At 71.8% G+C, this 21,082-nt stretch carries 24 protein-coding genes and 1 pseudogene; 15 read left to right on the top strand and 10 right to left on the bottom strand.

From position 1 onward, the window contains the following. Positions 1-296: pseudogene (locus Q0L15_RS08170) on the bottom strand (steroid C27-monooxygenase); the annotation flags it as partial. Between the two features lie 111 nt (positions 297-407). On the opposite strand from Q0L15_RS08170, the gene Q0L15_RS08165 reads away from it, so the two are divergent. Continuing rightward, positions 408-1,571, top strand: a complete 1,164-nt coding sequence (locus Q0L15_RS08165; RefSeq protein WP_296603529.1) for a steroid 3-ketoacyl-CoA thiolase — start codon at positions 408-410, stop codon at positions 1,569-1,571. Positions 1,572-1,658: 87 nt separating this feature from the next. On the opposite strand, the gene Q0L15_RS08160 is transcribed toward Q0L15_RS08165, so the two are convergent. After that, a complete protein-coding gene (locus tag Q0L15_RS08160; RefSeq protein ID WP_296603527.1) occupies positions 1,659-2,549 on the bottom strand; it encodes an SDR family oxidoreductase in 891 nt (296 codons plus the stop codon). Further along, positions 2,546-3,313: an SDR family oxidoreductase gene (locus Q0L15_RS08155; protein ID WP_296603526.1), complete on the bottom strand. Its 768-nt coding sequence runs from the start codon at positions 3,311-3,313 to the stop codon at positions 2,546-2,548. Before Q0L15_RS08155 ends, Q0L15_RS08160 begins: the two co-directional genes overlap by 4 nt. A 37-nt stretch (positions 3,314-3,350) precedes the next feature. Here Q0L15_RS08155 and Q0L15_RS08150 point away from each other — a divergent pair, with 37 nt between their 5' ends. The 4 genes from Q0L15_RS08150 to Q0L15_RS08135 are packed head-to-tail and all read left to right on the top strand — an operon-like array spanning position 3,351 to position 6,793. After that, positions 3,351-4,106, top strand: coding sequence for an enoyl-CoA hydratase family protein (locus Q0L15_RS08150; protein WP_296603524.1), 756 nt, complete (start codon positions 3,351-3,353; stop codon positions 4,104-4,106). Beyond that, on the top strand, positions 4,103-4,984 hold the full coding sequence (locus tag Q0L15_RS08145; RefSeq protein ID WP_296603523.1) for a CoA transferase subunit A: 882 nt from the start codon (positions 4,103-4,105) through the stop codon (positions 4,982-4,984). The genes Q0L15_RS08150 and Q0L15_RS08145 overlap by 4 nt, the downstream gene beginning before the upstream one ends. Continuing rightward, entirely contained in the window at positions 4,981-5,733 is a 753-nt protein-coding gene (locus Q0L15_RS08140) for a CoA-transferase (RefSeq protein ID WP_296603521.1), read from the top strand. Before Q0L15_RS08145 ends, Q0L15_RS08140 begins: the two co-directional genes overlap by 4 nt. Then, positions 5,723-6,793 carry a nitronate monooxygenase gene (locus Q0L15_RS08135; RefSeq protein ID WP_296603520.1) on the top strand — a complete coding sequence of 357 codons (1,071 nt, stop codon included), beginning with the start codon at positions 5,723-5,725 and terminating at the stop codon, positions 6,791-6,793. The genes Q0L15_RS08140 and Q0L15_RS08135 overlap by 11 nt, the downstream gene beginning before the upstream one ends. Before the next feature lie 14 nt (positions 6,794-6,807). Here the strand turns inward: Q0L15_RS08135 and Q0L15_RS08130 are convergent, their stop codons facing one another. Then, positions 6,808-7,464 carry a hypothetical protein gene (locus Q0L15_RS08130; RefSeq protein WP_296603518.1) on the bottom strand — a complete coding sequence of 219 codons (657 nt, stop codon included), beginning with the start codon at positions 7,462-7,464 and terminating at the stop codon, positions 6,808-6,810. 106 nt (positions 7,465-7,570) lie between these two features. On the opposite strand from Q0L15_RS08130, the gene Q0L15_RS08125 reads away from it, so the two are divergent. Both Q0L15_RS08125 and Q0L15_RS08120 read left to right on the top strand, forming a co-directional pair. Continuing rightward, on the top strand, positions 7,571-8,029 hold the full coding sequence (locus Q0L15_RS08125) for a hypothetical protein (protein ID WP_296603517.1): 459 nt from the start codon (positions 7,571-7,573) through the stop codon (positions 8,027-8,029). A gap of 33 nt (positions 8,030-8,062) precedes the next feature. Further along, the gene (locus Q0L15_RS08120) at positions 8,063-8,419 is read left to right on the top strand and encodes a hypothetical protein (RefSeq protein ID WP_296603515.1); all 357 of its coding nucleotides are present in this window, start codon (positions 8,063-8,065) and stop codon (positions 8,417-8,419) included. A 37-nt stretch (positions 8,420-8,456) separates the two neighbouring features. On the opposite strand, the gene Q0L15_RS08115 is transcribed toward Q0L15_RS08120, so the two are convergent. Beyond that, the gene (locus Q0L15_RS08115) at positions 8,457-9,326 is read right to left on the bottom strand and encodes a GTP-binding protein LepA (RefSeq protein WP_296603514.1); all 870 of its coding nucleotides are present in this window, start codon (positions 9,324-9,326) and stop codon (positions 8,457-8,459) included. Positions 9,327-9,415: 89 nt separating this feature from the next. On the opposite strand from Q0L15_RS08115, the gene Q0L15_RS08110 reads away from it, so the two are divergent. Then, complete coding sequence (locus tag Q0L15_RS08110) at positions 9,416-9,970, top strand: TIGR03086 family metal-binding protein (protein ID WP_296603512.1); 555 nt, start codon at positions 9,416-9,418, stop codon at positions 9,968-9,970. A gap of 4 nt (positions 9,971-9,974) precedes the next feature. Here Q0L15_RS08110 and Q0L15_RS08105 read toward each other — a convergent pair whose 3' ends face one another. Continuing rightward, entirely contained in the window at positions 9,975-10,463 is a 489-nt protein-coding gene (locus Q0L15_RS08105) for a MarR family transcriptional regulator (RefSeq protein WP_296603511.1), read from the bottom strand. Positions 10,464-10,738: 275 nt separating this feature from the next. Here Q0L15_RS08105 and Q0L15_RS08100 point away from each other — a divergent pair, with 275 nt between their 5' ends. The 3 genes from Q0L15_RS08100 to nhaA all read left to right on the top strand — a co-directional run bounded on the left by Q0L15_RS08100 (position 10,739) and on the right by nhaA (position 12,770). Next, positions 10,739-10,867 carry a hypothetical protein gene (locus Q0L15_RS08100; protein WP_296603510.1) on the top strand — a complete coding sequence of 43 codons (129 nt, stop codon included), beginning with the start codon at positions 10,739-10,741 and terminating at the stop codon, positions 10,865-10,867. Further along, a complete protein-coding gene (locus Q0L15_RS08095) occupies positions 10,864-11,277 on the top strand; it encodes a hypothetical protein (RefSeq protein WP_296603509.1) in 414 nt (137 codons plus the stop codon). The genes Q0L15_RS08100 and Q0L15_RS08095 overlap by 4 nt, the downstream gene beginning before the upstream one ends. Positions 11,278-11,420: 143 nt before the next feature. After that, positions 11,421-12,770, top strand: coding sequence for a Na+/H+ antiporter NhaA (gene nhaA, locus Q0L15_RS08090; RefSeq protein WP_296603507.1), 1,350 nt, complete (start codon positions 11,421-11,423; stop codon positions 12,768-12,770). Here nhaA and Q0L15_RS08085 read toward each other — a convergent pair. From Q0L15_RS08085 to Q0L15_RS08070, 4 genes are read right to left on the bottom strand one after another with little or no spacing between them, the layout of a single operon-like run. Then, positions 12,754-13,920 (bottom strand): acetyl-CoA C-acetyltransferase, encoded by a 1,167-nt coding sequence (locus tag Q0L15_RS08085; RefSeq protein WP_296603505.1) that lies wholly within the window; start codon positions 13,918-13,920, stop codon positions 12,754-12,756. The genes nhaA and Q0L15_RS08085 overlap by 17 nt on opposite strands. After that, positions 13,910-14,530, bottom strand: a complete 621-nt coding sequence (locus Q0L15_RS08080) for a TetR/AcrR family transcriptional regulator (RefSeq protein ID WP_296603504.1) — start codon at positions 14,528-14,530, stop codon at positions 13,910-13,912. Before Q0L15_RS08080 ends, Q0L15_RS08085 begins: the two co-directional genes overlap by 11 nt. A gap of 12 nt (positions 14,531-14,542) precedes the next feature. Continuing rightward, on the bottom strand, positions 14,543-15,358 hold the full coding sequence (locus Q0L15_RS08075; RefSeq protein WP_296603503.1) for an SDR family oxidoreductase: 816 nt from the start codon (positions 15,356-15,358) through the stop codon (positions 14,543-14,545). Further along, on the bottom strand, positions 15,358-16,533 hold the full coding sequence (locus Q0L15_RS08070) for an acyl-CoA dehydrogenase family protein (protein ID WP_296603502.1): 1,176 nt from the start codon (positions 16,531-16,533) through the stop codon (positions 15,358-15,360). The genes Q0L15_RS08075 and Q0L15_RS08070 overlap by 1 nt, the downstream gene beginning before the upstream one ends. Before the next feature lie 45 nt (positions 16,534-16,578). On the opposite strand from Q0L15_RS08070, the gene Q0L15_RS08065 reads away from it, so the two are divergent. The 4 genes from Q0L15_RS08065 to Q0L15_RS08050 are packed head-to-tail and all read left to right on the top strand — an operon-like array spanning position 16,579 to position 21,078. Then, on the top strand, positions 16,579-18,078 hold the full coding sequence (locus tag Q0L15_RS08065; RefSeq protein ID WP_296603501.1) for a FadD3 family acyl-CoA ligase: 1,500 nt from the start codon (positions 16,579-16,581) through the stop codon (positions 18,076-18,078). Next, entirely contained in the window at positions 18,078-19,244 is a 1,167-nt protein-coding gene (locus Q0L15_RS08060; RefSeq protein ID WP_296603500.1) for an acyl-CoA dehydrogenase family protein, read from the top strand. The genes Q0L15_RS08065 and Q0L15_RS08060 overlap by 1 nt, the downstream gene beginning before the upstream one ends. Beyond that, entirely contained in the window at positions 19,241-20,113 is an 873-nt protein-coding gene (locus Q0L15_RS08055; RefSeq protein WP_296603499.1) for an acyl-CoA dehydrogenase family protein, read from the top strand. The genes Q0L15_RS08060 and Q0L15_RS08055 overlap by 4 nt, the downstream gene beginning before the upstream one ends. After that, complete coding sequence (locus Q0L15_RS08050) at positions 20,113-21,078, top strand: acyl-CoA dehydrogenase family protein (protein ID WP_296603497.1); 966 nt, start codon at positions 20,113-20,115, stop codon at positions 21,076-21,078. The genes Q0L15_RS08055 and Q0L15_RS08050 overlap by 1 nt, the downstream gene beginning before the upstream one ends. Positions 21,079-21,082 lie beyond the last annotated feature (4 nt).

The raw sequence follows: 21,082 nt of genomic DNA, 5'->3' as shown, positions 1-21,082 counted from the left end.
AGCTCGATCTGCTCGCGCAGCATCTCCCCGGGGAACCGGATGATCGCGCCGTTCTCGTACGTCGACCAGTTCTTGCTGTCCTTGGAGATCGCGGAGACGTCCGCGTGCCGGGTCACCGCGTAGTAGCCGGTGCCGGACTCCTCGGTGAAGCCGCTGCGGGCCTCGGCCTCCTGCTCGATCCACACGATGGGTGCGTGCCGGCGGGCCGCACGGAACTCGTCGTGCGGGATCGCCTGCTGGTTCACGTCCGGGTCGGTGAAGTCGAAACCCTCGGGGAGGACGTCGGATGCGGTCACGGGAGCTCCCTCGGAATGTCTTGGCTGGAACACGTTCTAGTGACAGAGACTACATACCCGGAGTACGGAGGGGAAGTTGTCCGCAACGAGAACCTGTTCTAGTTTTTCTCCATGGGCACTCCCGTGATCGTCGACGCCGTCCGCACCCCCCTCGGCAAGCGCAAGGGCTGGCTGGCCGGCGTGCACCCCGCCGTACTCCTCGGCTTCGCGCAGCGTCAGGTGCTCGAGCGCGCGGGCATCGACTCCGACCTCGTCGAGCAGGTCGTCGGCGGGTGCGTCACCCAGGCCGGCGAGCAGAGCAACGACATGGTGCGCCGCGCCTGGCTGCACGCCGGGCTCGCACAGCACACCGGCGCGACCGCGATCGACGCGCAGTGCGGCTCGGGCCAGCAGTCCGCCCACCTCGTGCACGACATGATCGCGGCCGGCACCATCGACGTCGGCATCGCCTGCGGCGTCGAGGCGATGTCGCGCATCCCGCTGGGCGGGAACGTCCCGCCCGGGCTCGGCGATCCGCGTCCCGACGACTGGACGATCGACATGCCCAACCAGTTCGAGGCCGCCGACCGGATCGCGCGCAACCGCGGGCTCACCCGAGCCGACCTCGACGCCTTCGGGCTGACCTCCCAGCAGAAGGCCCGCGTCGCCGTCGACGAGGGTCGGTTCAAGCGCGAGATCGCACCGATCGAGGCGCCGGTGCTCGGCGAGGACGGCGCCCCCACCGGCGAGACCCGCCTGGTCGACGCCGACCAGGGGCTGCGCGAGACCACGCTCGAGGGACTGGCGGGGCTGCGCACGGTGCTCCCCGACGGCCTGCACACCGCCGGCTCGTCCTCGCAGATCTCCGACGGCGCGTCCGCCGTACTCATCATGGACTCCGGCCGCGCGAGTGCCCTGGGCCTGACCCCGCGCGCCCGGATCGTGACCCACTGCCTGGTCGGCTCCGATCCCTACTACCACCTCGACGGACCCATCGACGCGACCCAGCGGGTGCTCGACCGCACCGGCATGTCGATCTCGGACTTCGACCTCTTCGAGGTCAACGAGGCCTTCGCATCGGTCGTGCTCTCCTGGGCCGGCCAGCACGGCGTCGACCTGGACCGCGTCAACGTCAACGGCGGCGCCATCGCCCTCGGCCACCCCGTCGGCTCCACCGGCACCCGGCTGATCACCACGGCGCTGCACGAGCTCGAGCGCCGCGACGCCACCACCGCCCTGATCTCGATGTGCGCGGGCGGCGCGATGGCGACCGGGACGGTCCTCGAGCGGATCTGAGGCCCGGTGTCGGTCGCGCGCACCAGACGGAACTGTCGTCCGGACCGCCGGATCAGGACAGATACGTCAGGTGCGTGACACCCACCGTCAGGCGCCGTAGACCGGTTCGGGGTCGGGTGCGGCGGCGAGCAGGTCGCGCAGGGCGGGACCGACCTCGGCCGCCTCCCACCTGCGGCCGAGGTCGTGGGCAGGGCCGTGGGCCCAGCCCGTCTCGACGGTGATGGTCGAGCCGTCGATCTCGATCACCCGCCCGGTGACGTCGCCGGCCTCCTCGGAGGCGAGCCAGGCGACGATCGGCGAGTTGTCCTCGGGGAGCGCCATCGCGGAGGTGTCGAAGGCACCCTCGGTCATCCGGGTCCGCGCGACCGGCGCGATCGCGTTCACGGTGACGCCGTAGCGCCCCATCTCCTGCGCCGCGACGAGCGTGAGTCCGGCGATGCCGGCCTTGGCGGCGGAGTACGTCGCCTGGCCGACCGAGCCCTGCAGCCCGGCGCCCGACGAGGTGTTGATGACGCGCGCGGTGCGCTGACGACCCTCCTTGGCCTCGGCCCGCCAGTAGGCGCCCGCGTGCCGCAGCGGCGCGAAGTGGCCCTTGAGGTGCACCCGGATCACCGCGTCCCACTCCTCCTCCGAGGTGTTGACGAGCATCCGGTCGCGCACGAAGCCGGCGTTGTTCACCAGGATGTCCAGCCCGCCGAAGGTGTCGATCGCCTGCTGCACCATGGCCTCGGCCTGGGCGAAGTCCGCGACGTCGGCGGTGTTGACCACCGCGCGGCCGCCCCCGGACTCGATCTCGGCCACCACCGACTCCGCCGGGGTCTCACCCGTGCCCTCGCCGGCCAGCGAGACGCCGAAGTCGTTGACGACGACGGCCGCGCCGTGGCGGGCGAGCTCGAGCGCGTGCGCCCGGCCGATCCCGCGGCCGGCGCCGGTGACGATCGCGACACGACCTTCGAGAAGCTTGCTCGCTGCGTTCATCGGTTGGGGAGTCCCTTCTGGACGATGAGGAAGGCGGGTGGCTCTCCCCCGCCGTGGCAGGCCACCGTGGCCCCGGAGACGTACGACGCCAGGTCGCTGGCCAGGAACGCCGCGACGTTCCCGACCTCGGTCGGCTCGGCCATCCGGCCGAGCGGGATCGTCTGTTCGATCGCGGCGGCGGACGCGTCGTCGCCGTAGTGGTCGTCGCTCTGCTCGGTGCGGCACAGACCGACGTCGATCGCGTTGACACGAACCCTCGGCGCCCACTCCATCGCCAACGAGGTCGTCAGCGAGTCGAGGCCGGCCTTGGCCGCGGCGTACGCGGCGATCGTGGGGGCCGGACGGTTGGCCGAGATCGAGGAGATGTTGACGATCGTGCCTCCCCCGGCCTGCCGCTGCATGACCTCGTTGGCGGCCTGGGCGCACAGCAACGGAGCGAGCAGGTTGAGACCGACGACCTTCTCGTGGAACCGCGGCGACGCGGTGGCGGCATCGGCCGCGGGCGCTCCCCCGGCGTTGTTGACCAGGACGTCGAGCCGCCCGTGCTCGTCGACGACGGAGCCCACCAGCGCCGTGACGGCCTCGGGATCGCGCACGTCGCAGACCCGGTGGGTCGTGCCCGGCACCGGCTCGACCTCGGAGCGCGAGCAGGTCACCACCGAGGCGCCCGCCGCGAGCAGCGCCTGAGTGATGCCGAGGCCGATCCCACGGGCGCCGCCCGTGACCAGGGCGACGCGTCCTTCGAGATCCACGGCGAGCGACATGCGGAGAACCATACCAAGCAAGTGTTAGGTTGGTGCCATGACCATCACTTCCGAGCTCCGCGACGACGGCATCCGGGTGGTGACGATGGACGCGCCCCCGGTCAACGCCTTGACCGTGCAGGGCTGGTACGACGTCGCCGGTGCGCTGGACGAGGCCGGCCGCGACCTGGACACCAAGGTCGTCGTGCTCCGCGCCGAGGGCCGCGGCTTCAACGCCGGCGTCGACATCAAGGAGATGCAGCACACGAGCGGGTTCGAGGCGCTGATCGGCGCCAACAAGGGCTGCTACGCCGCATTCAAGGCCGTCTACGAGTGCGCTGTCCCGGTCGTCGCCGCCGTCAACGGCTTCTGTCTCGGCGGCGGGGTCGGCCTGGTCGGCAACGCCGACTGCATCGTCGCCAGCGACGACGCCTACTTCGGCGTGCCGGAGGTCAACCAGGGCGCGCTGGGCGCCGCCACCCACATGGCCCGGCTGGTGCCCCAGCACATGATGCGCACCCTCTACTTCACCGCCCGCACGATCAAGGCGACCGACCTGGTGCAGTTCGGCAGCGTGCTCGAGACGGTCCCCCGTGACCAGCTCGACGAGGCCGCGCTGACGGTGGCCGGCGAGATCGCGGCCAAGGACACGCGGGTGATCCGGGCCGCCAAGGAGGCGCTCAACGGGATCGACCCGATCGACGTCAACAAGAGCTACCGCTTCGAGCAGGGCTTCACCTTCGAGCTCAACCTCGCCGGCGTGAGCGACGAGCTGCGAGACGACTTCGCGGGAACGGAGAAGAGCAAGCGATGAGCAAGGGACCCCGCGACAAGCGGATGACGACCGACCAGGTCGTCGCCGAGCTGCGCGACGGCATGACGATCGGCATCGGCGGGTGGGGACCTCGCCGCAAGCCGATGGCGCTCGTCCGCGCGATCCTGCGCAGCGACCTGAAGGACCTCACGATCGTCAGCTGGGGCGGCGCCGACGTCGGCCTGCTCGCCCGCGCCGGCAAGATCCGCAAGCTGGTGTTCGCGTTCGTCTCCCTCGACTCCGTCCCCTTGGAGCCGAACTTCCAGAAGGCTCGCCAGGAGGGCACGATCCCCGAGCTGGTCGAGCTCGACGAGGGCATGTTCCAGACCGGTCTGCGGGCCGCCGCACAGCGACTGCCGTTCCTGCCGATGCGGGCCGGGCTCGGCTCCGACGTGCTGGTCAACCAGCCGTGGATCAAGACGGTGACGAGCCCCTACGACGACCGCGAGGAGCTCGTCGCCGTCCCGGCACTGGACCTCGACGTCGCGCTCGTCCACCTCAACCGGGCCGACCAGCACGGCAACGCGACGTACCTCGGCCCCGACCCCTACTTCGACGACCTGTTCGCGATGGCCGCCGAGCGCACCTACGTCAGCTGCGAGCAGGTCGTGGACACCGCCGGCCTCACGGTCGACACGCCCGTCCAGCGGCTGCTGCTGAGCCGGATGATGGTCAGCGGCGTCGTCGAGACGCCGAACGGCGCGCACTTCACCACGTGCACGCCCGACTACGAGCGCGACGAGCGCTTCCAGCGGGCGTACGGCGCGGCCGCCGGCGGGTCCGACGAGGACTGGGCGGCGTTCCACGACCGGTTCCTCGCGGGCGACGAGGCGGCGTACCAGGCCGCGGTGCGGCAGTTCGGGGAGGAGCAGGCATGAGCAGGGCAGATGTGTGCGCCGCGGCGATCGCGGACGCCTTCAAGGACGACGGCGAGATCTTCGCCAGCCCCATGGGGCTGCTGCCGATGCTCGGGGTCCGGCTGGCCAAGCTGACCAGCAACCCCGACCTCGTGATCTCCGACGGCGAGTCGCTGTTCCTCGCCGGGGTCCCGCCCCTCTTCGCCAAGGGTGATGTCGTGGAGGGCTGGATCCCGTTCCGCAGGGTCTTCGACGTGGTCGCCTACGGCAAGCGCCACGTGATGATGGGTGCCACCCAGGTCGACCGGCACGGCAACCAGAACATCTCCGCGATCGGCGACTGGGCGCAGCCCAAGCGCCAGTTGCTCGGCAGCCGCGGGGCCCCGGGCAACACCGTCAACAACCGCACGTCCTACTGGGTGCCCAAGCATTCTCCTCGCGTCTTCGTCGAGCGGGTCGACATCGTCTCCGGCGTCGGGCCCAAGCTCGCCAAGGAGGCGGGCCCTGCCGCCGCTCGCTTCAACGACATCCACCGCATCGTGACCAACCTCGGCGTCCTCGACGTGCGCGGTGCCGACGACACGGTGCGGTTGCTCAGCGTCCACCCCGGCGTGAGCGTCGACGAGGTGCGCGAGGCGACCGGGTTCGAGCTGGACGTCCCCGCCGACGTACCCACCACGCGCGAGCCCACGGCGGAGGAGCAGACCCTCATCCGCGAGGTGCTCGACCCCAAGGGACTGCGCTTCAAGGAGGTCCCCGATGGCGACTGAGCAGCTGCTGCGCACGCCGTTCACCGACCTCGTCGGGGTGCGCCACCCGGTCGTCCAGACCGGCATGGGCTGGGTCTCGGGCCCCCGCCTGGTCAGCGGCACCGCGAACGCCGGCGGCCTCGGCATCCTGGCGAGCGCGACGATGACCATCCAGGAGCTCGAGCGGGCGATCGTCGAGGTCAAGGGCCGCACCGACCAGCCGTTCGGCGTCAACCTCCGTGCAGACGCCGCCGACGCCCCCGACCGCTGCCGCCTGCTGATCGAGCACGGCGTCAAGGTCGCGTCGTTCGCGTTGGCACCCAAGCCCGAGCTGATCGCCATGCTCAAGGAGCACGGCATCGTCGTGATGCCCTCGATCGGGGCGGCGAAGCACGCGGTCAAGGTCGCCTCCTGGGGCGCCGACGCGGTCATGGTGCAGGGCGGCGAGGGTGGCGGTCACACCGGTCCGGTGCCGACGACGTTGCTGCTGCCGACGGTCCTGGACGCCGTGGGCATCCCGGTGATCGCGGCCGGCGGGTTCTTCGACGGCCGCGGGCTCGCGGCCGCGCTGTCGTACGGCGCCGCCGGGGTCGGCATGGGTACCCGCTTCCTGCTCACCCGGGACAGCGCCGTGCCCGACGCCGTCAAGCGGCTCTACCTCGAGCGCGGCCTCACCGACACCGTCGTGACCGCGAAGGTCGACGGCATGCCGCACCGGATGCTGCGCACCGACCTGGTCGAGGAGCTCGAGGAGACCAGCGCCGTACGCCGGATGGGCCCGACGCTGCGCCGCACCCTGGAGTTCAAGCGCACCAGCGGCATGAGCTGGCCCGCGCTGCTCAAGGACGGCCGCGAGATGCGCAAGGCGCAGGGCCGCACGCTCGGGCAGATGGCGCTGGCCGCCAACACCCCGATGATGCTCAAGGCCGGGCTCGTCGAGGGCGACACCTCCGCCGGTGTGCTGGCCAGCGGCCAGGTGGTCGGCGTGATCGACGACCTGCCGACCTGCGAGGAGCTCATCGACCGGATCGTCACCCGCGCGGCCGAGGAGCTGCGGCGCGCCCGGGGCTACGTGGTCTGAGCCTCGAGCCGGGCTCAGCGGCCCGGCACGAGGCCCTTCGGCGGCGCCCACTCCCCCGTGGCGCGCAGCTGCTCGTAGATCGCGTACTCCGGGGCGAAGAACTCATCGAGCCGGGCGCGCAGCGTGCGGCTGAGCTCGGCGGGTGCGCGCACGTCGGAGCGGTTGTCGGTGCGGACGTCGATGCCTCCGCCGACCTTGGCGCCGATCCAGGTCTGCCAGACCTGGGGCTGCTCCAAGGCGAACAGGCGGTCGACACCGAGATCGAGGTCCTCGCTCATCGCGACGAACCGCGCCGGCCGGCCGCGCAGCGTCCCGGGCCGCGGATCGTTGTCGACGTAGCGTCCGACGAACTCCTCGAAGCTGATGCCGGCGGTCGACTTGGAGGCGTCCTCCTGGAGCAGCGCCGGACGCTGGCGGTAGCGCCACCACGACTCCAGCCACGCGGTCGGCTCCCGGAACAGCGAGACCAGCTCGTAGTCCTCGCGCTCGTAGCCGGCGTTGCGCAGCACCGGGACGACCAGGTTGTGGAACGAGCGGCAGTTCATGTGCTTGAGCCGCGGGTTGCCGCGCAGGATGAGCTCGGCCTGCCCCTGCAACGAGCGCACCAGGGAGGTGGACGCGCACTTGGGCATCGACAGCAGCACGAAGCCGTGAGCCGGTAGCCCGATCATCTGCACCCCTGTCGCCGATCCGCCTGAGCAAGGGGCAGCCTAACGACTCGTGTCCGCCGTGCCGTTCAGCAGCCCGTGGAGGCCGCTCCCCCCTAGCCTGTCCTGCGTGAGCACCCTGGGCCGGCAGACGCTGCTGTGGATGATCCCCGTCAACCTGCTGCTGGTGGCCTGGGTCTGGCTGGGCCGCATCGTCTTCGGGGTCGGCGGCTGGTTCCTGCTGATCTTCATGCTCTCCGTGGTGCCGGTGCTGCTGATCGCGATGCTGGTCAGCACGATCCTGGCCTTCACCCAGGACGGCCGACCACGCGCGCTGACGCCGCTGCAGGCGGTCGCCCAGCTCGCCACCTGGGCGGGCCTGTTCGTCCTCGGGGCGTTCATGCCCGACTTCGGCGACACCGAGGACAGCCAGCTCTCGCTGCTCACCCAGGTGTTCGGCTACTCCGACTCGCTCTACGACCTGAGCTTCCTGATCGCGCTCGCCGGCGCGGTCGTCGCGGTGGCGGCGTACGCCGTCCTGCTCGGCGCCCTGGTCTTCGCCCGGCGTCCGGCGACCGCCCCCGCCTGAGCGACGGCGCCGGGCCGGGGCGAGAATGGCCCTGTGAGCGAGCAGCCCGTCCGCAAGCGTCCCCGGCACCTGATGGACCCGGACAACCCCCGCCGTGAGATCCGCAAGCCGAGCGACTCCGGCCCGATGCACCTCGAGCCTGTGCAGAAGTGGGTGCTCTCGGCACTCGCCTTCACGACGATCATCCACATGGCCGGCGGCCTCGTGATCGCGGCGATGTACGTCGACGACTCGCGCACCGACGCCCAGGTGGGGCTCAACGTGCTCGCGGCGGCCTTCGGCGTGATCGCGATCGCCGTGGCGCGGGCGATCCACCAGAAGAAGCTCCTCTCGCCCTGGTTGCTGCTCGGACTGGTGCCGGGCATCGTCGGGCTGTTCCTGGTGCTCTGAGGCCAACGGCACCGCTGCCCACCCGCTCACGTCCCCGTCAGGCCGCCCGCGCCTCTGCCGCGATCACCGCGTCACGGAACGCGGCGGCGATGTATGGCGGGACCCGCACGCCGCGATCCCGCGCGAACAGCAGCTCCCGCTCGACTCGGGCCACCTGCTCGGCGAAGGCCGCGGCCGCACCGGGGCTCCCGAGCCCGAGCCCGAGCATCATGTCGCCGACATCGGCCTTCTGCTCGGGCGTGCCGGCGCCCACAGGTGCGAACGACAGCGCCCGGAGACGTCTCACCAGCCACCGCTGCCACCGTGCCAGCGCCGCCCAGTGGCGCCGGGCAGAGAGCTGGTAGAACGCGTAGTGGCCGGGCTCCTGGCGCCGGATGGGAGTGATGATCGTGTCCGTCACGGCTGCCTCGCCGAGCTCGGAGAGCCCGTCGTGGAGCCGGTGGTAGGCCAGCAGCGCGGACCGCTCGGTGCTCATCCCCGTGAGGTAGTAGAGCATCCGGACCACGTCCTGGATCGGCTCGAGATGAGCGAGCGCCCCGAGGACGCGCAGCCTCGTCGACACCGTGGTGAGGTCGGTGGTTGCCGGCGGACGCCCGATGCGCACCTGGAGCTCGTCGAGGATCAGGCCGTGGCGCGCCTCCTGGGGTCCCCACACGTCGGTGTAGAAGACCCGGTCCACCTCGGGCGGGTCCGGGAGCAGCGTCGCGAGCTCGAGCACGTTGCGCTCCACCTCGAGCTCGGCGCGGGCCATGTAGTCCAGCACGGTGCCGAAACGCTCCCGCACCGCCTCGGGCCGGCGGACTGTGAAGTCCACCGACGCCAGGTCGATCGGTGGGTGCTCGTCACCGAGCCTCGCCACGTGCTCGAGGAGGCGGTGCTCTGTCACGTCGACTGCCGAAGAGCTCATGCTCTCGGTTCGTCACCCACGGGGATCCGGATTGGCCGGGACCACGACGGTCAGTCGGCCGTGACGGCGAGGAGCCCTAGTCTGCGGGCATGGACCTGATCCAGGCGGCCTCCGCCGAGCTCGAACGCGCAGTGCGTCAGCTCCCGGTCGACTCCTGGGACCTCCCGACGCCCTCCGAGATCACCGTGCGCGAGCTCGTCGAGCACGTGGTCGTCGGCAACCGGTTCACGGCGATGCTGCTCGCCGGCACCTCACGAGTCGACGCGCGCGCCGCGCTCGCAGGGGACCAGCTCGGACCCGACCCACTGGCCGCCGTGGTCGAGTCGGCGCGGGCGCAGCAAGCGGGGTTCGCCACGACCGCGCCCGAGACGGTCCTGGACGGACCGAAGGGCGACATCACGGCCCAGGAGTTCCGGCGGCTCCGCCTCATCGACCTCGTGGTGCACGCTTGGGACCTGCTGCGAGCCACCGGTCAGGACGAGAGGCTCGACCCCGACGTCGTCGGCGGTCTGCTCGCCGTGGTCGAGCCCCATCTCGACGCGATCCTCGCCTTCGGTGCGTACGGCGACGGGCCGAGCGGGACGCTCCCGCCGGACGCCGACCCACAGCATCGACTCCTGGACATGTTCGGCCGGCGGCCGTAGTCGCTCAACCAGCGGCCGTGCCGCCCCGGCGATGCTCGAGGGTCTCGACCAGGCGGGCAGCCACGTGGGCGGTCTGGCGCAGGTCCTCCTCCGACCAGTCCGCGAGCAGCGCTGTGTAGACGGTCCTGGCGGTGCGCTTGGTGCGTCGGTGGCGAGCGGCGCCGGACCGCGTGGCCTTCACCAGGACCGCCCGGCCGTCCTGTGGGTCCGGAGCGCGGGAGACGAGACCCAGGTCCTCGAGCCGGCGCACCTCCGCCGTCATCGTCGATCGGTCCACCTCGGCCCAGTCCGCGAGGTGGGACAGGCGCACCGGACCGGTGTCGGTGATCCGGCCCAACAGCCATGCGTCAGTGGCCGACAGGACCGGGTCGGTGTCGGCCAGCATGGCGCGACGTACGTCGCTGCGGGTGAACCAGCGCACCAGCATCGGCACGGCCCGCTCGAGTGCGGCGGCCGCGTCAGCGGCCGCCTGGTGATCCTCTTCGTTCGTCACATGGTGAGGGTACCCCAACCATTTTGGTTTTATTACCCCAACTGTTATGGTTGAAGCGTCAACACACCCAGAGGTACGCCGAAGGGAGCGCATCGACATGACAACCACCGACCGACCCGTGGACGACGCAGTCCGGGTCGAGGACCCCCACCGGGACATCGTCGAGATCTGGGGACACGACTCGTTCCCCGCCAGCGACCCTCCGACCAACTGGTGACACGCGCCGCTGAGCAGCGGCGACAACTCCGCACCGATCCCGAAGGAGAGTGACTGCCATGTCCGACACCGGACTCCTGATCTGGCTCATCGCGACTGCGGTGATGGTGATCGTGGTGCTGACGGTCGGCACCCTCGCGGCGGCCGGCCTCCTGCGCAGCGAGGACACCGAGGAGGGCCACCGATGAAGGTCTATCGCGCCGTCTGGACGCTCGCCGTCGCGGCCCTGGTCGTCCGGGGGCTTCTCCTGGGCCACGAGCACCACCCGGCTCTCACCGGTACGGCGCTCCTGACCGGCGTGGGCGTCGCCGCCGTCGCGGGCCTGTGGGCGCCCAGCCGCCGCGCCCGCCGCACCGCTGCCTGGGCACTGGCGGCGGGAGCCGCAGCTGGCGCCACCATCGGCCACCTGCCGCACCTCGGCGGCGGGCTCGTCGTCATCGCCGTCCTCGTCGCCGGCACCGCGCCGGCGACCGTCTCGGCCTACGCACGGTGGGCCGAGTCGGATGGGCAGTCGTCTGCCCTCGACGCGGCGGTCCGCGGTCTCGCCCATGCCGCGCCCGGCTACGTGCCGCCCCCGCCGAGCGAGTCCGATCGATGACCGCCACCGGAACGGAGGAGACCGTCCATGATCGACCCGCTGGCCCTGGTGGCCCTGTTGGCCTTCGTCGCGATCACCACCGGCCTGCTGCTCGCGGGGGTGATCGCCTCGGCGCTGGCCCTCGAGCGCAGGGACCGCCGCCGGTGAGCCCGCCACCTCGACGGCTCGCCGCGTGCGCTCGCCGGGCCGTCGGGGGCGAGACCGGCGGCGCCGGGCTGCTGCTGGCGGCCGCGGTGGTGGCGCTCGCGTGGGCCAACTCGACGTGGTCGGACTCCTACCGCTCGCTGTGGTCGACGACCGCATCGATCTCGATCGCCGACTGGCACCTGTCGATGTCGCTGGGTCACTGGGTCAACGACGGACTCATGGCGCTGTTCTTCTTCGTCGTCGGCCTGGAGGTGCGCCGGGAGTTCTCGATCGGTGCGCTGACCACGCCGCGGCGCGCCGCCCTTCCCGTCCTCGCGGCCCTGGGCGGCCTCGTGGTGCCCGCGGCGCTCTACCTGCTGCTCTCCCCCGTCGACGCCAACGGCGCCTGGGGCGTCGTGATCGGCACCGACACCGCCGTGATGCTCGGCGTGCTCGCCGTGGTCGGTCCGCGCCTGGCGACCCAGCTGCGGGTCTTCCTGCTCACGCTCACCGTCATCGACGACATCGTCGCGGTCGGCGTCATCGGCGTGTTCTACAGCGGGTCGCTCGACCCCGTGGGCCTCGTGCTGGTCGCGGCCCTCGCGAGCATCATCGCGGCGATGAGCCGACGCGGCGTCTGGACCGTGGCGCCCTACCTCGTGGTCGGCGTGGCGCTGTGGCTGGCGACCCTCCAGGCCGGCCTGCACGCCTCGATCGCCGGCATGCTCGGCGGCCTGCTCGTCGCCGCCCACCGTCCCCGCACCGAGGTGGTCAGGAGCGCAGCCGACCGGTTCCGCGCGTTCCGCGAGGCGCCGGGCGTCGACGTCGGCCGCTCCGCCCACCGCGAGCTCGTGCGCGCCGTGTCGGTCAACGAGCGCATGCAGCGCCGCCTGCACCCCTGGGCCAACCTGCTGGTGGTGCCGTTGTTCGTGCTCGCCAACGCCGGCATCGACCTGCGCGGTGGGGTGCTCGCCGACGCGCTCACCTCACGCCTGACCTGGGCGATCACGATCGCCCTGGTCGTCGGCAAGCTCGCCGGGATCCTCGGCGCCACCTGGGCCGGCGTCCGAACCCGCCTGACCGGGCTCCCCTCGGGCGTCACCCTCGGCGAGGTCGCGGGCGGGGCCGCTCTCTCGGGCATCGGGTTCACGGTGTCCCTGCTGGTGGCGGGCCTGGCGTTCACCGATCCCGTCGACCACGACCGCGCGGTCGTCGGCATCCTGCTCGCAGCGGTCATCGCGACGGCAGCCGGGTGGCTCGCGTTCCGGCTCGCGCCTGGCCAGCCCGGCCAGGCCGGTCAGCCCGCCCCAGCCGGCGCCACCCGACCGGACGAGCCCGCCCGCAGTCCGGTCAGAGCCGCTCGATGATCGTCACGTTCGCCTGGCCGCCGCCCTCGCACATGGTCTGCAGACCGTAGCGGCCGCCGGTGCGCTCGAGCTCGTTGAGCAGCGTGGTCATCAGGCGGGTGCCCGTGGCACCGATCGGGTGACCGAGCGCGATGCCGCCGCCGTTGACGTTGACCCGCTCGTGGGGCGCGCCGGTCTCCTTCATCCACGCGATGACGACGGACGCGAACGCCTCGTTGCACTCGAACAGGTCGATGTCCTCGATCGCGAGGCCGGTGCGGTCCAGCGCGTGCTTGGTGGCGCGGATCGGCCCGGTGAGCATCCAGACCGGGTCGTCGCCGCGGACGGAGAGGTGGTGGATGCGAGCCCGTGGCGTCAGCCCGTGCTCGCGTACGGCGGCCTCGCTGGCGATCAGCATCGCGGACGATGCGTCGCAGATCTGCGACGCGACCGCGGCGGTGATCCGGCCGCCGGGAGCGAGGGGATCGAGGCCGGCCATCTTCTCCAGCGAGGTCTCGCGCGGGCACTGGTCGACCTCGAAGACCGTGCCGTCGGGCAGCGTGACGGCCTCGATCTCGTCCTTGAACCGCCCCTCGGCGATCGCGGTGCGGGCCCGCTCGTGGGAGGCCAGCGCGAAGGCCTCCATCTCCTCTCGCGTGATGTCCCACTTCTCCGCGATCATCTCCGCGGAGCGGAACTGGCTGACCTCCTGGTCGCCGTACCGCTCCGCCCAGCCCGGCGACTCGGCGAAGGGGGTCGAGAACCCGTACTGCTGGCCGACGATCATCGCCGCCGAGATCGGGATCGCGCTCATGTTCTGCACGCCGCCGGCGACCACGAGGTCCTGGGTGCCCGACAGCACGCCCTGGGCGGCGAAGTGCACCGCCTGCTGGGAGGAGCCGCACTGCCGGTCGATCGTCACACCCGGCACGTGGTCGGGCAGCCCGGCGACCAGCCAGGCCGTACGGGCGACGTCGCCCGCCTGGGATCCGATCGTGTCGCAGCACCCGAGGATCACGTCGTCGACGGCCCCGGGGTCGACGCCGGTGCGGCGCACCAGCGCGCCGATCGAGTGAGCGGCCAGGTCGGCGGAGTGGACGCCGGCCAGTGCTCCCCCGCGCTTGCCGACCGGGGTGCGGACGGCGTCGACGATGTAGGCCTCAGGAGGCATGGGCGATCCCTTCGAGGAGGATGGAGAGGTACTGCTGGGCGATCTCGGTGTGCGTGCGCCGCCCCCCGGGGCGGTACCAGGACACGGCGACCCAGACGGTGTCGCGGATGAAGCGGTAGGTCAGCTCGAGGTCGAGGTCGCCGCGCAGGACCCCGGCCTCGACGCCACTGCGCAGCAGCGTCAGCCAGACCTCCCGCGACTGCTGGTTGCGGTCGGCGAGGTAGGAGAACCGGTCGAACGTCAGGAGGTAGGCCGCGTCGTTCTGGAAGATCGCGACCTCGTCGCGGTGCTTGTCGATCGCCTCGAACGACACGACGACGGCGCGCTCCAGCTTGGCCCGTGGGTCGAGGTCGCTCGCGAGGATCTCGTCGTACTGCCCGAAGAGCTCCTCCTGGAAGGTCCGCAGGATCTCGTCGACCATCGACTCCTTGGAGTCGAAGTGGTGGTAGAGACTGCCGGAGAGGATGCCCGCAGCGTCGGCGATGTCACGCACGGTGGTGTTCTTGAACCCCTTCTCGGCGAACAGCCCTGCGGCGATGCGGAGCAGCTCGTCGCGGCGGGAGTGCGAGGGGACCGAGGAGCCCGAGGAGACAGGGTCGGCGGCGTTCATGGAGACAGTCTCCTAGGCCTGCTGGCTGCTGACGGCGACGACCTCGCCGGTCATGTACGACGCGTAGTCGCTCGCGAGGAAGACCATCACGTTGGCGACCTCCCACGGCTCGGCGGCGCGGCCGAAGGCCTCGCGCTGCTTGAGCTCGGCGAGCAGCTCGTCGGAGGTGACCTTGGCGAGGAACGGATGCATCGCCAGGCTGGGTGAGACCGCGTTGACGCGGATGCCGTGCGGTGCGAGGTCGATCGCCGCGCACCGGGTCAGCGCCATCACGCCGGCCTTCGCCGCGGCGTAGTGGGCCTGGCCCTCCTGCGCGCGCCAGCCGATCACCGAGGCGTTGTTGACGATGACGCCGCGCTTGCCCGCCGCGACCATCCGCTGGCCGGCAGCGCGCACGCACCGGAACGTGCCGGTGAGGGTGATGTCGAGGACCCGCGACCACTGCTCGTCGGTCATCTCCAGCACGCTGGCGGTGCCGCCCAGGCCGGCGTTGTTGATCAGGACGTCGACGCCGCCGAGCTCGTCGGCGGCGTCGAGGAACGCCTCGACCTGCGTCTGGTCGGTGACGTCGCAGACCAGCTGACGCACCCGATCTGCACCGAACTCCGCTGCCAGCGCCTCCTCGGCCTCGGCGAGCCGTTGCTCGTGGGTGTCGCTGAACACCACGGCCTTCGCGCCCTCCTCGAGCACGCGGCGTACGACGGACGCGCCGATGCCCGCTCCGGCGCCGGCGGTCACCGCCACCACCTTCCCGGCCAGCAGGTCGTGTCCGGGCACGTAGTCGGGCGCGGGCTGCTCGGGGCGGCCGTGCTGCGTCGTGGTGGTCATCAGGCTCCCTTGGGTTCGCGGGGCAGGCCGAGCACGCGCTCGGCCAGGATGTTGCGCTGCACCTCGTCGCTGCCGCCGTAGATCGTGTCGGAGCGGGAGAACAGGAAGAGCCGCTGCCACCGGCTCAGGTCGTACCCCTCGGCCGACTCGGTCGTGAGGCCGGCCGGGCCGAGCACGTCCATGGCCACCTCGCCGAGACGCTTGTGCCAGCTGGCCCAGACGAGCTTGAAGACCGAGGGCCCGGCGGCGGACTCGGTGGCGAGCCCGCGGAGCGCCTGGAAGCGCATCACCTCGAGCTCGACCGTGAGCGCAGCCAGCCGGTCGCGGAGCACGGGGTCCTCGATCGTGCCGTTCTGCTTCGCGAGCTCGACGACGCCGTCGAGCTCGCGGGCGAATCCGACGACCTGTCCGAGCACCGACACGCCGCGCTCGAACCCGAGCAGCGCCATCGCCACCCGCCAGCCGTCACCGGGCTCGCCCACGACGAGGTCGGCGGCGGTCCGGGCACCGGTGAAGAACACCTCGTTGAACTCCGAGCCGCCGGTGAGCTGCTCGATCGGGCGGATCTCGACGCCCTCCTGGTCCAGCGGCACGAGAAGGAACGACAGACCGTGGTGGCGGCTCGAGCCGGGCTCGGTGCGGCAGACGACGAAGGCCCACTGGCTCAGGTGAGCGTTGGACGTCCACACCTTCTGCCCGTCGATGACCCACTCGTCCCCGTCGCGACGGGCCTTGGTCTGCACGTTCGCGAGGTCGGAGCCGGCGTTCGGCTCGGAGTAGCCCTGGGCCCACAGCTCCTCGACCGCGACGATCTTCGGCAGGAACCGGGCCTGCTGCTCCTCGGTGCCGAACGCGATCAACGTCGGGCCGAGCAGCTCCTCGCCGAGGTGGTTGACGCGTCCGGGCGCATCGGCCCGGGCGTACTCCTCGTGGAAGATCACCTGCTGGCTCAGGCTCAGCCCGCGCCCGCCGTGCTCGGTCGGCCAGCCCAAGCAGGTCCAGCCGTGCTCGGCGAGCAGCCGGTTCCAGGCCACTCGCTCCTCGTGCGCCTCGTGGTCGCGCCCGGCGCCGCCGAGGCCACGCAGTGCGGCCCACTCGCCGGTCAGGTGCTCCTCGAGCCAGCCTCGCACCTCGGCGCGGAAGGCTTGGTCCTCCTCGGAGTAGGTCAGGTCCACGGGTGCTACTATACCAAGCAACTGCTTGGTTGGTTAGGAGGCCTCGTGCAGGACACGATCCCGGCGGTGCTGAGAGCCGCTGCCGAACGGTTCGGCGACCACCCCGCCTACGTCGAGGCCGCGGAGGGGCGACGCCGGACGGTCACGTTCACCGCGCTGCTCGAGCTCGTCGAGCAGACCGGCGCGGCCTACGCCGCGGCCGGCGTCGGCCGCGGCGACCGGGTCGTCGTCTGGGGCCCCAACAGCATCGACTGGGCCGTCGCCGCCCTGGCGGTGTCGTACGCCGGCGGCGTGCTGGTGCCGGTCAACTCGCGCTACGTCGGCTCCGAGGTCGCCGACGTCGTCGAGCGCACGGACGCCGCGCTCGTCGTGGTGCACGACGGCTTCCTCGGCCGCGACCAGGTCGGCGAGCTGGGCGACGCCGGCGTCGACATGCGTCGGGTCGCCACCCTGGCCGACCTCGCGGCCGCCGCCGAGCGCTCCGAGGCCATGCGTCACGAGGACCTCCCCCCCGACGACCCCGACAGCGTGGCCGACATCCTCTTCACCTCCGGGACCACCGGGCGCTCCAAGGGAGCGATGAGCGCGCACCGCCAGACGATCGGTGTCGCGCGTGCCTGGGCCGAGCTGGGCGGCGTCCGCCAGGACGACCGCTACCTGGTGGTCAACCCCTTCTTCCACTCCTTCGGCTACAAGATCGGCATCGTCGTCGGCCTCCTGACCGGCGCCACGCTCTATCCGGTGGCGACCTTCGACCTCGACGAGACGATGCGGCTGATCGAGACCGAGCGCATCACCGTGCTGCCCGGCGCACCCACGATCTACCAGTCGCTGCTGAGCGCACCCGGTCGCGCCGAGCGCGACCTGTCCTCGCTGCGGCTCGCCGTGACCGGAGCCGCCGTCGTACCCGTCGTGCTCATCGAGCGGATGCGTCAGGAGCTGGAGATCGACCAGGTCGTCACGGCCTTCGGCATGACCGAGGCGGTCGTGGTGACGATGTGCCGCGAGGGCGACTCGGCCGAGACCGTCGCCACGACCTGCGGTCGCGCGATCCCCGGCATGGAGGCGCGGATCGACGAGACGACGGGCGAGCTGCTGGTCCGCGGCGACTACGTGATGCTCGGCTACCTCAACGACGCCGCGGCCACGGCCGAGGCGATCGACACGGACGGCTGGCTGCACACGGGCGACGTGGGCGTCCTCGACGAGCACGGCAACCTCTCGATCACCGACCGGCTCAAGGACATGTACATCTCCGGCGGCTTCAACGTCTATCCCGCCGAGGTCGAGCAGACGCTCGCGCGGATGGACGGCGTCGCCGACGTCGCCGTCGTCGGGGTCCCCGACGAACGGATGGGCGAGGTGGGCAAGGCGTACGTGGTGCTCGCGCCGGGCCGGGCCGCCGAGATCGGTCCCGATGACGTCATCGCCTTCGCCAAGGGGCGGCTCGCGAACTTCAAGGTGCCGCGGCACGTCGAGGTCGTCGACGGCCTCCCCCGCAACCTGTCCGGCAAGGTGCTCAAGAACCAGCTGAGAGGCTCCTGATGGATCTGACCCTGTCCGAGTCCGAGGTCGCGTTCCGCGACGAGGCCCGGGAGTGGCTGGCGGCGAACGTGCCGGCCGAGCCGCTGCCCTCCATGGACACCGCGGAGGGCTTCCGCGCCCACCAGGAGTGGGAGCGCCGGCTGGCTGACGCCCGCTGGGCGGTCGTCTCCTGGCCCGAGAAGTACCACGGGCGCGAGGCGTCCCTGGTGGAGTGGGTGATCTTCGAGGAGGAGTACTACCGCGCCGGCGCGCCGGGCCGGGTCTCCCAGAACGGCATCTTCCTGCTGGCGCCGATCATCTTCGACCACGGCACCCCCGAGCAGCAGGACCGGTTCCTGCCGTCCATGGCCACCGGCGAGCGCATCTGGGCGCAGTGCTGGTCCGAGCCCGAGGCGGGTTCCGACCTCGCCTCCCTGCGCTCGACCGCGCGGCGCGACGACGAGCGCGGCGGCTGGGTGCTCAACGGGCAGAAGACCTGGTCGTCGCGGGCCAGCTTCGCGCACTGGGGCTTCGGGCTGTTCCGCTCCGACCCCGCCGCGGAACGGCACCGCGGACTCACCTACTTCCTCTTCCCGCTCGACGCCGAGGGCATCACCGTGCGACCGATCGCCCAGCTCGACGGCGAGGTCGGCTTCGCCGAGGTGTTCTTCGAGGACGTGTTCGTCCCCGACGCCGACGTGCTCGGCGCGCCCGGCGACGGCTGGCGGGTCGCGATGTCGACCGCCGGCAACGAGCGCGGTCTGTCGCTGCGCTCACCCGGCCGGTTCTGCGCTGCCGCCGACCGGCTGCTCGACCTCTACCGGCGTACGCCGGAGCGTCCTGCCGCGGCGGCCGACAGGGTGGCTGACGCCTGGATCAAGGCCCAGGCCTATCGGCTCTACACCTGGGGCACCGTGACCCGGCTCGCCGCGGGCGGCGACATGGGGGCGGCGGGCTCGGTCAACAAGGTGTTCTGGTCCGAGCTCGACATCGCGCTGCACGAGACGGCGCTGGACCTGCTCGGCCCGGAGGCGGAGCTGGAGTCGACCTGGCTCGACGGCTACACCTTCTCCCTGTCCGGACCGATCTACGCGGGCACCAACGAGATCCAGCGCAACATCGTCGCCGAGCGCATCCTCGGCCTGCCCCGCGAGCCGAAGGGCGCCCCGAAGGAGGCTCACAAGTGAGGTTCGAGCTCGATGACGACCAGCGCGACTTCGCCGCCGCGCTCGAGTCGCTGCTGGCCGGGTCCGACACCGTCGGCGCGGCCCGCGCCTGGGCCGACGGGGACCACGCCCCCGGCCTGAAGCTGTGGTCCCGGCTCGGTGAGCTCGGCGTGCTCTCCCTGGCCACCGAGGCGACCCCGGTGGAGGTGGCGATCGCGTTCGAGGCGCTCGGGCGGCACGCGGTGCCGGGCCCCTGGGTCGAGTCCGCGGCCTACCTTCCGGTCGCCCTCGGCCACGAGGTCGAGGGGATCGCCACGGTCTCGGTGCCGCCGCACGTGCCGTACGCGCTCGACGCCGACGTCGCGGACCGGGTCTACGTCGGCGACGCGCCGGCGAGCTCGGTGGGCGAGCCGCTCGGCTCCGTCGACCCGACGCGGCGCCTGTTCCACGTCACCGGCGAGGGCGAGCCGAGCCAGGAGGCCTTCGACCTCGCGGCGCTCGCGACGGCCGCCCAGCTGCTCGGCGCCGGCGAGCGCGTGCTGGCCGACTCGGTCGCGTACGTCAAGCAACGCACGCAGTTCGGCCGCGAGATCGGGTCCTACCAGGCCATCAAGCACGCGCTGGCCGACGTGCGGATCGCCTTGGACTTCGCGCGGCCGCTGGTGTTCGGTGCAGCACTCGGGGCCGTCGACGTCTCCGCGGCCAAGGTCGCTGCCGGGGACGCCGCCTATCTCGCCGCACGCACGGGGCTGCAGGTCCACGGCGCGATCGGCTACACCCGCGAGCTCGACCTGAGCCTGTGGCTGACCAAGATCCGCGCGTTGGTGACCGCCTGGGGCACGCCGACCTTCCACCGCACCCGGCTCCTCCAGCAGCTGGAGGCGGACTGATGGAGTTCGCGCTCTCCGAGGAGCAGCAGGAGCTGGCCTCGATGGTCCGGTCGCTGGTGGACAAGCGCGGTGACGCGCGGATCGCCACCTACGACGAGTCGCTGTGGAGCACGATGGTCGAGCAGATCGGCCTGCCGGCACTCGGCATCCCCGAGGAGCACGGCGGGGCGGGCTTCACCCTCTTCGAGTCACTGATCGCGCTCGAGGAGGTCGGGCGCTCGCTCGCACCCTCTCCCTTGCTGTCGTCGCTGGTGACCTCCGAGGCCCTGCTCGCCGGCGCCGACGAGGAGGCCAAGGAGCGGCTGCTCCCCCGCCTCGCCGCCGGCGAGGTCGCCGCCTTCGCGGACGGCGCGGAGGCGAGCCACGTGCTGGACGGCGACCTGGCGAGCGTGCTGGTCGTCGCCACTGACGAGGGCCTGTTCGAGGTGACCGACGCCGAGCGCACCTGGACGCCGTCGATGGACCAGACGATACGGCTGGCCACCGTGCGCGCCGACCTCGCCTCGGCCACGCGGATCGGCGACGGTGCCGCCGCCCGGGAGCGGGCCCACCTGGTCGGAGCGGCCGGCTCCGCGGCCCTCGCCGTCGGCTGCGCCTCGCGGGCGCTCGACATGACCGTCTCCTACTCCAAGGAGCGGGTGCAGTTCGGCCGGGCGATCGGGTCGTTCCAGGCGCTCAAGCACCGGATGGCCGACATGCTGGTGCTCCTGGAGATGGCGCGCTCGGCGTCGTGGGCGGCGTCGTACGCCGTCTCCGCCCGCACCGACGACGCCGAGCAGCTCGTGCACGTCGCCAAGTCCTACTGCGGCGACGCGCTCGCGCACATCGCGGGCGAGACGGTCCAGCTGCACGGGGGCATCGCGATCACGTGGGAGCACGACGCCCACCTGGTGTTCAAGCGCGCGCACGCGCTCGGTCAGCTGTTCGGCGCCAGCAGGCAGCACCGGGCCGCCCTCGCGCTCTGAGGCC

Source organism: Nocardioides sp. (genome assembly GCF_024509035.1).
Lineage (GTDB): Bacteria > Actinomycetota > Actinomycetes > Propionibacteriales > Nocardioidaceae > Nocardioides.
The sequence above is the reverse complement of the archived record's forward strand: the minus strand, read 5'-3'. Positions and strand labels throughout refer to the sequence as shown.

What these genes read in the sequence shown, in the direction of transcription:
- Q0L15_RS08160 (WP_296603527.1), bottom strand. Translation starts at nt 2,549, where the DNA reads ATGAACGCAGCGAGCAAGCTTCTCGAAGGTCGTGTCGCGATCGTCACC.
- Q0L15_RS08130 (WP_296603518.1), bottom strand. Translation starts at nt 7,464, where the DNA reads ATGATCGGGCTACCGGCTCACGGCTTCGTGCTGCTGTCGATGCCCAAG.
- Q0L15_RS08135 (WP_296603520.1), top strand. Translation starts at nt 5,723, where the DNA reads ATGGCGACTGAGCAGCTGCTGCGCACGCCGTTCACCGACCTCGTCGGG.
- Q0L15_RS08060 (WP_296603500.1), top strand. Translation starts at nt 18,078, where the DNA reads ATGGATCTGACCCTGTCCGAGTCCGAGGTCGCGTTCCGCGACGAGGCC.
- Q0L15_RS08095 (WP_296603509.1), top strand. Translation starts at nt 10,864, where the DNA reads ATGAAGGTCTATCGCGCCGTCTGGACGCTCGCCGTCGCGGCCCTGGTC.
- Q0L15_RS08085 (WP_296603505.1), bottom strand. Translation starts at nt 13,920, where the DNA reads ATGCCTCCTGAGGCCTACATCGTCGACGCCGTCCGCACCCCGGTCGGC.
- Q0L15_RS08150 (WP_296603524.1), top strand. Translation starts at nt 3,351, where the DNA reads ATGACCATCACTTCCGAGCTCCGCGACGACGGCATCCGGGTGGTGACG.
- Q0L15_RS08145 (WP_296603523.1), top strand. Translation starts at nt 4,103, where the DNA reads ATGAGCAAGGGACCCCGCGACAAGCGGATGACGACCGACCAGGTCGTC.
- Q0L15_RS08110 (WP_296603512.1), top strand. Translation starts at nt 9,416, where the DNA reads ATGGACCTGATCCAGGCGGCCTCCGCCGAGCTCGAACGCGCAGTGCGT.
- Q0L15_RS08140 (WP_296603521.1), top strand. Translation starts at nt 4,981, where the DNA reads ATGAGCAGGGCAGATGTGTGCGCCGCGGCGATCGCGGACGCCTTCAAG.
- Q0L15_RS08115 (WP_296603514.1), bottom strand. Translation starts at nt 9,326, where the DNA reads ATGAGCTCTTCGGCAGTCGACGTGACAGAGCACCGCCTCCTCGAGCAC.
- Q0L15_RS08100 (WP_296603510.1), top strand. Translation starts at nt 10,739, where the DNA reads ATGTCCGACACCGGACTCCTGATCTGGCTCATCGCGACTGCGGTGATG.
- Q0L15_RS08050 (WP_296603497.1), top strand. Translation starts at nt 20,113, where the DNA reads ATGGAGTTCGCGCTCTCCGAGGAGCAGCAGGAGCTGGCCTCGATGGTC.
- Q0L15_RS08080 (WP_296603504.1), bottom strand. Translation starts at nt 14,530, where the DNA reads ATGAACGCCGCCGACCCTGTCTCCTCGGGCTCCTCGGTCCCCTCGCAC.
- Q0L15_RS08155 (WP_296603526.1), bottom strand. Translation starts at nt 3,313, where the DNA reads ATGTCGCTCGCCGTGGATCTCGAAGGACGCGTCGCCCTGGTCACGGGC.
- Q0L15_RS08165 (WP_296603529.1), top strand. Translation starts at nt 408, where the DNA reads ATGGGCACTCCCGTGATCGTCGACGCCGTCCGCACCCCCCTCGGCAAG.
- Q0L15_RS08075 (WP_296603503.1), bottom strand. Translation starts at nt 15,358, where the DNA reads ATGACCACCACGACGCAGCACGGCCGCCCCGAGCAGCCCGCGCCCGAC.